Genomic DNA, 9560 nt, shown 5'->3' on the forward strand with positions numbered 1-9560 from the left:
TACTATATGCAGATAGGGCATATGACAGAGAAAAGCTCTATAAGCTGTGTAATCAATATGGTATAAAAACGAAAATTCCTCCGAAAAACAACGCAGCAGAGCATCCAAAGTTAGACTATATGGCTGAGAGAAATTCTGCAGTCAAGCTCATAAGGTCATATGATGAAGATGGTATAAAGAAGTGGAAAAAAGAGATGAGTTATGGAAAAAGATCTTATATAGAAAGTTTTTTCTCGCGACTGAAACAAACATTCTGGTTTAGTTTTAGGAATAAATCTGAGACAAATAGAGAGAAGGAACTACTTGTTAAATGCTATTTGCTCAATAAGTTCACTGATATTGGTATGGCTAAATTTGAGATAGCTTCATAAATTTATTGTGCGTTACCTACTATCCGAAGAGCGATGCAACAAAGCCCACTGGAATCCAGTTCTTATTATACAGCTATCTGGTGTACTTATTTAAAATTAAGTTTTCTGGATCTCAGTGCCAAAGCACTGGGATGACACCCTTCCTGGCGGAGATTATTCTCAAATCACAATGTTCGTACAGTTGTGGAATGAATTGCGGTATGACGTAGGAAAACCTTAGCTATAGCTTTAGAACTCCCAAAAGGTCAGAAGCATTGAATGACTTGACAGAAAGTTCAAACCCATATAAAATGTCCTTATTTCTTATATGTTAGATGTAGTATCAATTGCCTCAGATCATGCTGGTTATGAATTAAAATCAGAAATAAAACCTTACCTGGAAACCCTAGGTTATAGAGTGGTAGATCAAGGCTGCACTGCTCAGCAAAAGTGCGTGGATTATCCAGACTATGCTGTTAAAGTTGTAGAAGATATAACAAGCAAAAAAGCAAATTATGGGATATTAATTTGTGGTACAGGTTTGGGCATGAGTACTGTGGCAAATCGTTTTGAAGGAATCTACGCTGCTTTGTGTAATAGTGTTGAAATCGCAAAATTAGCTCGCGAGCATGGCAACGCAAATGTACTGTGTCTTGGTGCAGGATTTACTGCGAGTGGATTAGCAAAAGACATAGTCAAACAATTCCTCGAAACAGAATTTTCAAAAGAAAGCAGACATAAAAAACGCCTTGATAAACTCAGCAACATAACCTCTAAGAAAAAAAAAACAAAAACTTATAACGAAGATGAAATATCAAAATTCGCTAAAATGGCAGGCCAGTGGTGGGATGAGAACGGCAAATTCAAACCATTGCACATGATGAATCCTGTTAGAGTATCTTACATTATTGAGAAAATAAAAGAGTTAAAAAAATGCAATTTGAAAGAATTATCATTGCTTGATGTTGGATGCGGTGGTGGCATTTTGTCAGAGTCAATGGCACGCGTTGGCATTAACGTTGTGGGAATAGATGTATGTGCAGAAAACATAAAAGTAGCGCATTCACATGCGAAAAAAGTAGGGTTAAATATAGAATATATACACACCAGCATTGAAGAGCTAAGCAATGACAAGAAGTACGACGTGGTTCTGCTGATGGAAGTAGTTGAACATGTGGATAATTTAGAGCTTTTCATGAAAAAAGCGATAGAACTGCTAAAACCGGAGGGGTTAATCTTTATATCCACAATAAATAGAACTATTAAATCCTTTTGTCTTGCAATAATTGGTGCAGAGTACATATTAAATTGGCTGCCAAAAGGTACACATAACTGGAATAAATTTCTCAAGCTGTCAGAAATTGCAAATCACTTAAGAGAAAATAATGTAACGCTGCAAAACATGGCTGGCATGGAGTACAACGTAATAAAACGTGAGTGGAATCTAACTAAAGGAGTAGATGTTAATTATATACTTTGTGGGGAACTCTGTTGTAAATAGTCAGATTCAGTGCATAGTAGATCTTTAATATAACAATGTTTTTTTATATAAAGTACTACTTCATTGCCACACTTTTGAAGGATTATTAGTACAACCTCCTTGATTAGTGATCATAGAGCCAGGAGGGCAACAAACATATTGTCCCTTATTATGTTTGTCAGGAGATATACCACACTGTTTACCCACAAGTTCATGCCCAGTAGCAGCAACACATTTTCCACTATCCAATGTTTGTCCTCTCTTAAGACAACAAACTTCCCTTCCTGTTATCGCTTTTGTAATTTGGGGACCACCAAAAAACACTGCAACGAACATACCCAGTGAGAAAAGCGCAGGCCAAGGCATTTTGCCAAATATTGCAAGCAAGCTTGAACCAATTATTACCACTGTAATCATTGGTCCACCTATTCCATGAACGTAACCTATTACATTACACATTACATCTGTTGCTCCATCAGCGTGTGCATCAAATGCATAGAAAACTATAAATAGAATTACAAGAAAATTTCCCATTGTTCTTTCAATAATCATGCCTGATTGTTTCTTATTTTAATAAAATTTCAGTAAATAGCTTTTTTCAAAAATTATGCTTAACCCAATCAATATTTATTTATTACTGCCTTTTTAATACTATAATTAACTCAGTTGATTTTTATTAAAATGCGAAACCATGGAACAATTCGAGAACTTTTACATCACCACGCCAATATATTACGTAAACGATAAGCCGCATATTGGTCATGCATACACTTCTCTCTTGTGTGACGTGGTGGCAAGGTTCATGAAACTAGCTGGAAAAAATGTCAAATTTACCACCGGTACAGATGAACATGGACAAAAAATAGAAAAAGCAGCTAAAGCAAAGGAAATGCAGCCAAAAGAATTTACAGATGAAGTGAGCGTTTCATTTAAAGAATTGGCTAAGTTCATGAATTTTGAGTATGACGATTTTATTCGCACTACGGAGGAACGTCACAAAAAAGCAGTTATAGCTTTATGGAATAGACTTGAAGAGAGAGGGCAAATATATTTGGATTCCTATTCGGGTTGGTATTCAGTTCGTGATGAAGCATTTTATCAGGAGTCAGAGCTGATAGATGGCAAAGCACCAACAGGTGCTGAGGTCCAGTGGATAAAAGAAGAGAGTTACTTTTTTCGCTTATCAAACTGGCAAGAAAAATTACTGGAACTCTATAAAAATCAGCCAAGTTTTATCTTTCCTGAGAGCAGAAGAAATGAAGTGATATCGTTTGTAAGATCAGGGCTCATTGACCTCTCAATCTCTCGCACTAGTTTTAACTGGGGAATAAAAGTACCAGGTAATGACAAACACGTAATCTATGTCTGGATAGATGCATTAACCAATTATCTTACATCAATAGGTTTCCCTAGTACTGAAGGTGAGGAATATAAGAGGTTTTGGGCAGAACCAGAAACACAGATTCCAGTGTCAAGCACTGGAATGACACCAAACCAAGGGAAAACGCAGATTCCAGTGTCAAGCGCTGCAAACCTAGCTGACAACTCTTTCAACGTTCATGTAATCGGTAAAGACATATTGCGCTTTCATGCTGTATATTGGCCAGCGATTCTCCTTGCAGCAGACCTGCCACTGCCAAAACAAATTGCAGTTCATGGTTGGTGGTTGAACGAGGGAGAGAAAATATCCAAGTCCCTTGGTAATGTCATAGATCCAATTGGCCTCGCTCAAGAGTTTGGTGTTGATCAGCTACGCTATTTTCTCCTCAGGGAAGCAAGCTTCGGCCAAGATGGCAACTTTAGTAAGAAAAATATGATCAGCCGGATAAATTCAGAACTGGCAAACAACATAGGCAATTTAGTACAAAGAACAATTTCATTTTTACACAAGCAATGTTCTGGAATTGTACCAACAATCGATCAAAGCCTACTTAAAGGTGAAGAAAGTCTTCCAGGTTGCAAAGCTATACTCGATCAAGTGATGAATCACCTATCAAAGTATGAATTTAACCATATCATACTTCTAATCATCAACATCTCTTCTGAAGCAAATGCCTACATAGACAAAAGTGCACCCTGGACACTAAGCAAAACTGACAGAGAGCGCATGAATTTAGTAATTTACAAGTTACTGGAATATATCAGGATAATAGGCATTTTATTGCAGCCAATTGTCCCGAGGTCAGCGGAAATGATACTTGATCAACTGCAAATCCCGAAAGAGCAACAAGATTTAAAATCTCTGTGCAACGCATGCGTAAGCTTAGGCATTACGCTGCCTAAACCTACGCCGGTTTTTTTGAGGGTTGATGCTAAAGAGGAGAAATAGTGTAAAAACTATTTCTCCTGGATGGGATTATCTTTAGTTAACAACGGTGCACACCGCTGTCTACATATTCAAGTTAGGTGGCAAGTGCCTTAGTTACTTTAGCAAAATATGGTTTAGTAACATCAGCATCTATCACTACTACTTCAGTCATTGCCGACTTAACCTTTCCTAGGCTCCATGCAAACCAGCCTTGACCATTTTCTTCTTTAGTTGGCTGACTTTCTGGGCTAGAAATCTCAGTACCTTTTTCATCACCAGATTCTGCATCATAAAATACATCCTGATCCTCAGAAAGACTCATTAAATAACTTTTAGCAGCATCAACATTTAAATGATCAGGTTGCTTAGGAACGTTATCAATATTTAAATAATCCAAACTATTAGCTCGTTGCTTTTGCTCACTGGAAAGAACCTCAAGATTTAAATAATCCAAACGAGTTAGTTCTTGCATGCTAGGTTTAGATCCATCTTCACGCTTAAAGTGCTCTTCCGGACTAGAAACCTTAGTACCATAAGTCCTACTGTACAAGCTGCTTCCAACGCTGTTAAGTGCTCCTTTTGTATACTCAACTGATGTGCCATAAGCATTTTTCGCACTACCTACGACATCTTTTAAGTCATTCGCAACATCACTACAGCGCCGCTTAACAATACCAGGAATGCGCCCACTATTGTACGCTTCTGCTACAGATGTAAATACTTCTTTGATATCCTTTGCTTGCGGAACAAAAGCATTTCCTCGTTTAAGTTCTTCTATTTCTTTTTCTTTCTCAGGTAGTTGAGTATTTTTCTCAGAAGTTTTTTGCTCTTGAGCTTGTACTCCGACCTCTTTCCTAGTAAGCTGCTGGTTTACGCTACCAATTTCTACCGCATTACCTGGCTGAGAAGCATTAATCCTTCTGGTTGCAGCCAACTCATTTTTCATTCTAAAAATCTCCCGATCTTTCTCAGAAATAGTTTTATCTTTATCTTCTATCTCTTTTGCTTGATCAGCCAGTTGAGTATTTTTTTCGGATATTTCCTTTACTTTCTCAGAAATTATTTTATTTTTAGCTTCTACTTTACTTTTTTCATCAGCAAGCTGAGCTTCCTTCTCAGAAATTGTTTTGTTCTTACTAATTGCTTTATACGAAAGTGCAATAGTTACAACAGAAAACACAGCATAACCAATAATAAATGGCAAGCCAACACTTAATGCTGCAACTGGAGCTAAGAAACCAATATAAGGAGCTGCAGCAAACACTCCCGATGCTAACAAAGTTGCAGTAGCCAGAGCACCAGCTATAAGATAGGGTACATTGTTTTTATTCATCATCTCACGTATTATAAAATATAATACCATTATAAAAGGATTTTTAAGAAATTGTCAAGCTATCTTTACATAAAAAAAATAATCAATGAACTTGGGAACAAGAAGATTGCTGCCAAGCTATGCACTATGCCTTTCCGTGTAATCTTTAAATGCACCTCTATTAGAGTCAAAATATAGCTTCACACTGCCAATTGGTCCATTTCTCTGCTTTGCAATAATGAGCTCTGCAATGTTTCTAATTTTTTCCATTTTCTCTTGCCATTCCCGATGTTTATTGTTTCCTTCATTTGGCTGTTTTCTTAGTTCATAATACTCTTCTCTATAGAGAAACATTACTATATCTGCGTCTTGCTCTATGCTCCCTGAATCACGTAAATCAGAAAGTTGTGGTTTTTTATCATCCCTCTGCTCAACAGAACGAGAGAGCTGAGATAGTGCAACAATGGGAATATTTAGCTCCTTTGCAATTGCTTTCAAACCCTGCGTCACTTCCGAGATTTCTTGCACTCTATTTTCATTACTCCTTTTTGTTGTTCCTCTGATTAACTGCAAATAATCAATGAATACCACTTCTACATTATATAATTGATACAGCAAGCGTATTCTGGTGCGAAGGGCACTAATTGATAGCGCAGGGGTGTCATCTATGATGAAAGGCAGTTCAGATAATTCTGTACTAGTATTGATAAATTCATGCAATTCAAAATCACTAATTCTCCCGGTTAATGCCTTATAATAACTAATCCCTGAATCTATAGTGATCAGCCTTGCAGTTAATTGCTCTGCTGACATTTCGAGCGAGAAAAACGCTACATAGTGTTGCTTATCTGCTCTTTTTTGCAACATCTTACAAGCATTAAGTGCGATGTTTAGCGCCAATGCTGTTTTACCCATAGAAGGCCTTGCAGCTAAAATTAATAAATCAGATTTTTGTAGACCACCAAGAAGCTGATTTAGATCTTGAAGTCCGGTTGTAACGCCTAGCGCTTCTGGATTATTTTTCAGTGTGCTGATCTTCTCAACTACATCTTTAATTGAACTTGCAAGTTTTATATATGTTTTCTCACCTTGTTTTTTTACTGCCAAATTGAACAATTTTGTCATTGCTTGTTCAATTTGCGCATGTGCAGGATTTTCAATATCGTAGTTGTAGCTATCACCAACTATTTCTTGCCCGAGCTTAATTAAACATCTCCTTAAGTAAGTATCACGGATTATTCTAGTCAAACTATAAATATCAAGTGCAATACTTGCCTTCGCTGCAAGCTTCGCTAAGTACTCTACCCCGCCACATTCGGTAAATGCTTGGTCGTTTTCAAAAAACATTTTAAGGCTCAGTTCATTGGCAACTATGCCATGTTTTCTGGTTTTAGATATTTGCGTAAAAATACTTTGATGCAGTGGATCATAGAAATTTTCTGCTGTAATTGTGTCTTCAACTGCATCACAGATTCTATTATCACGAATCATTGCACCAATAAGCATCTGTTCAGCTTCTAAATTATGCGGTAATTTACATATTTCTTTGTCTACACTCCTTGAACCAAGGAGATTGGCTAATTCATTCATTTTAAGTTTTGAGAGTAACTGTTGATTATTGTAGAGTATTTAGTCCTCATTTGAAAGATGTAAAGGCAAAAAAATTTGACTAATTACGTGTTGCCTATAGCATTAAAACTTAATGCCCCTGTGGTGGAATGGTAGACACGGCAGACTCAAAATCTGTTGCTTGCAAAAGCATGCTGGTTCAAGTCCGGCCAGGGGCACGTTAAATACTGGAAAGTGTATATATGTTACATAAATTTTTTGATCGTTTATTTTCTATTTTTTCTTCTACAAATGTTATTCAAAAGGTAAAGAAAGACGAAAATGGAATATGTTATGTAACGGGCCTCAGGCGCTATATATCAGTATTGCTTGATTTAATTATTATCGTTTTGTTCTTGCAGTTTTGCAGCCAAGCCTTAAATCAGCTCTTTATGAACTCAGAGGATAGCAAAATATTAAGTCAAATTGCTGCAAAATCCCCAATGCAAGCACCACTGTCTGCGGAAGAAAAGACAACGCAGAGTAGACTTATAAAATTACTAATCCTAAATCAAATAGTCCAGTTTATTATGCTCTTTTGCTATGTAATATATATGTGGGTAAGGTTTGCTGCTACACCTGGAAAACTATTACTTGGGCTTAGAGTTGTGGATGCACAAACTTTCGAAAAGATAACTTTAAGACAAGCAACAAAGAGATTTTTTTCCTTTATATTGTCAGTTGCACCATTATTCTTGGGCTTTTTATGGTCAAATTTCAACAAACGCTGTCAAACTTGGCACGATAAGATCGCAGGCACAGTGGTTGTCACGAGTAAAAGCCTTAGAAGGCAGAGCTAAAAACTACTTGACACCCTTCGCCGGCCCCTTTATCATGATACTGAAGGTATTCATTTATCTTCAATCTGTGCAGATTAAACGACAACAGTATTACGTATTGGCGTCTTATTTTTAATTTTTTGCACTATGTGCACGCACTGGGATGACGCCTCTGGGCACTGCCGTCGTAAAGGAACCAGTGTCAGCTACTCGGATGACAAAGGAGGACAGTGTCTCAGCTACTTTCATGACACCATTTGCTGTCTTTAAAAATGAATGTTCTTACAATTGTGCGTCATGCGCTTTATTAAATATTTTACTTAAAAATCTAATTTCTTATTATACAAGAGATAAGCAATTCATTGATGATGAAAAATTACAAAAAGGGGCATAGAAAGCGCCTAAGAGAGAAAATTATTTTAGATAATGGACAATCATTACTTGATTATGAAGTTTTAGAGCACATTTTATATTCAGCATATAGTAGAATTGATGTAAAACCGGTGGCAAAGAGTTTGATAGAAAGTTTTGGCAGCTTAAATAAAGTTTTTAATGCTGACCTGGAAGCGCTGCAAAACGTTGATGATGTCAGCAATGCAGCGATATCTGCCATCTTTTGTGTAAAACAAGCCTTTGTTCGTTCTGCAAGAGAAGAAATAAAAAACCTGCCTGTAATCGATAACTGGGAAAAATTGCTTGATTATTTAAGAATAAGTATAGGAAGCCTCAATAAGGAAAATTTTCGCGTCATCTACATGAATAAAAAGTATCGTCTAATAGCAGAAGACCTGCAAAACATTGGTACAGTAGATCAAACTCCTCTTTATGTCAGAGAGATCATCAAGCGCGCACTTTTGATTGGTTCAACATCCATTGTAATATCTCACAATCATCCAAGCGGAGATACACAACCTTCAAATAGCGATATATCTCTCACTAGACAACTAGCAGAAGCTTGTCAAAGCATAGGAATAGAATTAATAGATCACATTATTATTACATTCAGTAGCTATTTTAGTTTCAAGGAAAATAGGCTATTGTGAAAGCTTTTATAGCTACAGTAACTTAGGTTTACCGACAATCGTCATCCCGCTACGTGTTAGCGGGATCTATCTGCGGCGGCATGACGGTAAGTTTTATTGTGGTATGATGGTGTAGTATAATGTTGGTAAACCTCAGTTACTTTAGCTATAAACGATTAAGAAGAAGTTATCATATATCTATATACTTACAAATAAAGCTAATAGCACATTATATATTGGTGTAACTGCAAATTTGATCAAGAGGATTTGGGAACACAAAAACAAAATTGTTTCAGGTTTTACATCAAGATATAATGTAAATAAACTTGTATATTTTGAAGAGTTTGAAGATATAAGTTTAGCTATTGCAAGAGAAAGGCGCCTGAAAGAATGGCCAAGGCAGTGGAAAATTAATTTGATCAATCAAAAGAATCCTAGCTGGGTTGACTTATATTACTTAGCTTTAAGATAGCTATGCTGAGATCCCGCTAACAAGTAGCGGGATGACGAGAAAGGAGCAGCAGGATAACGGTTGAGTAATTCGTCATCCCGCTACGTGTTAGTGGCTGAGATACCGCGGCGGTATGACGGTTTGCGGTGGTATGACAGTTAAGTATAGCACTTCTCATAATAGTCCAAAAAAGGTAAGATATGGATTTATAGTAGTGATGGTAAGCATGCCAGCAGCATATAGTTATGAC

General features: G+C 36.9%; 10 protein-coding genes and 1 tRNA gene. 8 read left to right on the top strand and 3 right to left on the bottom strand.

Annotation, left to right across the window (positions count from 1 at the left end; translation table 11 throughout):
• Together OZD66_RS03055 and ubiG are read left to right on the top strand one after the other, a co-directional pair.
• Positions 1 to 371: transposase (locus tag OZD66_RS03055; RefSeq protein WP_338061736.1), on the top strand; the 371-nt coding region annotated here is incomplete at its 5' end.
• Between the two features lie 307 nt (positions 372 to 678).
• Positions 679 to 1851 (top strand): bifunctional 2-polyprenyl-6-hydroxyphenol methylase/3-demethylubiquinol 3-O-methyltransferase UbiG, encoded by a 1173-nt coding sequence (gene ubiG, locus OZD66_RS03060; protein ID WP_182366707.1) that lies wholly within the window; start codon positions 679 to 681, stop codon positions 1849 to 1851.
• A 60-nt stretch (positions 1852 to 1911) separates the two neighbouring features.
• Here the strand turns inward: ubiG and OZD66_RS06030 are convergent, their stop codons facing one another.
• Positions 1912 to 2364, bottom strand: a complete 453-nt coding sequence (locus OZD66_RS06030) for a TrbC/VirB2 family protein (protein ID WP_182366803.1) — start codon at positions 2362 to 2364, stop codon at positions 1912 to 1914.
• A 157-nt stretch (positions 2365 to 2521) separates the two neighbouring features.
• On the opposite strand from OZD66_RS06030, the gene metG reads away from it, so the two are divergent.
• Positions 2522 to 4159 carry a methionine--tRNA ligase gene (gene metG, locus OZD66_RS03070; protein ID WP_182366709.1) on the top strand — a complete coding sequence of 546 codons (1638 nt, stop codon included), beginning with the start codon at positions 2522 to 2524 and terminating at the stop codon, positions 4157 to 4159.
• A 73-nt stretch (positions 4160 to 4232) separates the two neighbouring features.
• On the opposite strand, the gene OZD66_RS03075 is transcribed toward metG, so the two are convergent.
• Together OZD66_RS03075 and OZD66_RS03080 are read right to left on the bottom strand one after the other, a co-directional pair.
• Entirely contained in the window at positions 4233 to 5501 is a 1269-nt protein-coding gene (locus tag OZD66_RS03075) for a hypothetical protein (RefSeq protein WP_220468206.1), read from the bottom strand.
• Between the two features lie 87 nt (positions 5502 to 5588).
• Positions 5589 to 7040, bottom strand: coding sequence for a replicative DNA helicase (locus OZD66_RS03080; RefSeq protein WP_182366711.1), 1452 nt, complete (start codon positions 7038 to 7040; stop codon positions 5589 to 5591).
• A gap of 114 nt (positions 7041 to 7154) precedes the next feature.
• Here OZD66_RS03080 and OZD66_RS03085 point away from each other — a divergent pair.
• The 5 genes from OZD66_RS03085 to OZD66_RS03105 all read left to right on the top strand — a co-directional run bounded on the left by OZD66_RS03085 (position 7155) and on the right by OZD66_RS03105 (position 9331).
• Positions 7155 to 7237: transfer RNA gene (locus tag OZD66_RS03085), tRNA-Leu, on the top strand.
• Positions 7238 to 7261: 24 nt separating this feature from the next.
• Positions 7262 to 7858: an RDD family protein gene (locus OZD66_RS03090; protein ID WP_182366713.1), complete on the top strand. Its 597-nt coding sequence runs from the start codon at positions 7262 to 7264 to the stop codon at positions 7856 to 7858.
• Between the two features lie 142 nt (positions 7859 to 8000).
• Positions 8001 to 8231 carry a hypothetical protein gene (locus OZD66_RS03095; protein ID WP_041573522.1) on the top strand — a complete coding sequence of 77 codons (231 nt, stop codon included), beginning with the start codon at positions 8001 to 8003 and terminating at the stop codon, positions 8229 to 8231.
• Positions 8206 to 8880, top strand: coding sequence for a RadC family protein (gene radC, locus OZD66_RS03100; RefSeq protein WP_010962534.1), 675 nt, complete (start codon positions 8206 to 8208; stop codon positions 8878 to 8880). The genes OZD66_RS03095 and radC overlap by 26 nt, the downstream gene beginning before the upstream one ends.
• Before the next feature lie 154 nt (positions 8881 to 9034).
• On the top strand, positions 9035 to 9331 hold the full coding sequence (locus OZD66_RS03105; protein ID WP_182366808.1) for a GIY-YIG nuclease family protein: 297 nt from the start codon (positions 9035 to 9037) through the stop codon (positions 9329 to 9331).
• Positions 9332 to 9560: the final 229 nt, after the last annotated feature.

This window comes from Wolbachia endosymbiont of Drosophila baimaii (assembly GCF_028982185.1).
GTDB lineage: Bacteria > Pseudomonadota > Alphaproteobacteria > Rickettsiales > Anaplasmataceae > Wolbachia > Wolbachia pipientis.

What these genes read in the sequence shown, in the direction of transcription:
- ubiG (WP_182366707.1), top strand. Translation starts at nt 679, where the DNA reads ATGTTAGATGTAGTATCAATTGCCTCAGATCATGCTGGTTATGAATTA.
- OZD66_RS06030 (WP_182366803.1), bottom strand. Translation starts at nt 2,364, where the DNA reads ATGGGAAATTTTCTTGTAATTCTATTTATAGTTTTCTATGCATTTGAT.
- metG (WP_182366709.1), top strand. Translation starts at nt 2,522, where the DNA reads ATGGAACAATTCGAGAACTTTTACATCACCACGCCAATATATTACGTA.
- OZD66_RS03075 (WP_220468206.1), bottom strand. Translation starts at nt 5,501, where the DNA reads ATGGTATTATATTTTATAATACGTGAGATGATGAATAAAAACAATGTA.
- OZD66_RS03080 (WP_182366711.1), bottom strand. Translation starts at nt 7,040, where the DNA reads ATGAATGAATTAGCCAATCTCCTTGGTTCAAGGAGTGTAGACAAAGAA.
- OZD66_RS03090 (WP_182366713.1), top strand. Translation starts at nt 7,262, where the DNA reads ATGTTACATAAATTTTTTGATCGTTTATTTTCTATTTTTTCTTCTACA.
- OZD66_RS03095 (WP_041573522.1), top strand. Translation starts at nt 8,001, where the DNA reads ATGACGCCTCTGGGCACTGCCGTCGTAAAGGAACCAGTGTCAGCTACT.
- radC (WP_010962534.1), top strand. Translation starts at nt 8,206, where the DNA reads ATGAAAAATTACAAAAAGGGGCATAGAAAGCGCCTAAGAGAGAAAATT.